Consider the following 592-nt stretch of genomic DNA (forward strand, 5'->3'; position numbering starts at 1 on the left):
GCGGCGCGGCGCGCTGAGCCGATGCTGGTGCGGGTGATCGACTACACCATCGATGACGGCCGGGAGAACGCCGACCACTATCGGTTGCTGACCACGATCCTGGACCCTGACGAAGTCGGTGCGGTCGAGTTGGCTGCGGCCTATACCGAGCGGTGGGAGATCGAGATTGCCTTCGATGAGCTGAAAACCCACCAGCGCGGGCCCCGTACCGTGCTGCGTTCGAAGTCTCCTGATCTTGTGCTGCAGGAGATTTGGGGGCATCTGTGTTGTCACTATGCGATCCGGTCGTTGATGGTCGAGGCCGCCGGTCACGCCGGCCACGACCCCGACAGGGTCAGTTTCGTTGCCGCACTGAGGATTACCCGCCAATCGGTCGCCCACCAGGGCGACTTTCCCCCCTCACGACCCTGACACCACCAGCCGCAGCTGGCTCACCTTCCTCACTCGCCTCACACGCAGACTCAACCCCGCACGTCGACGACGAGCCAACCCACGCGTCGTCAAACGCAAATACGTGAAATGGCACGTCAAACGCGCTCACCACGCCTCCTGGCCGCAACCGACACAGTCACCGATCTACACAACCGACCCG

1 protein-coding gene is annotated in these 592 nt (G+C 63.3%); it reads left to right on the plus strand.

The features are described 5' to 3' along the window. A partial coding sequence (locus B1964_RS28525) for a transposase (RefSeq protein WP_139765930.1) occupies nt 1-411 on the plus strand: 411 nt, incomplete at its 5' end. Between the last annotated feature and the right edge of the window lie 181 nt (nt 412-592).

The sequence above is a fragment of the Gordonia sp. i37 genome, assembly GCF_002043085.1.
Lineage (GTDB): Bacteria > Actinomycetota > Actinomycetes > Mycobacteriales > Mycobacteriaceae > Gordonia > Gordonia polyisoprenivorans.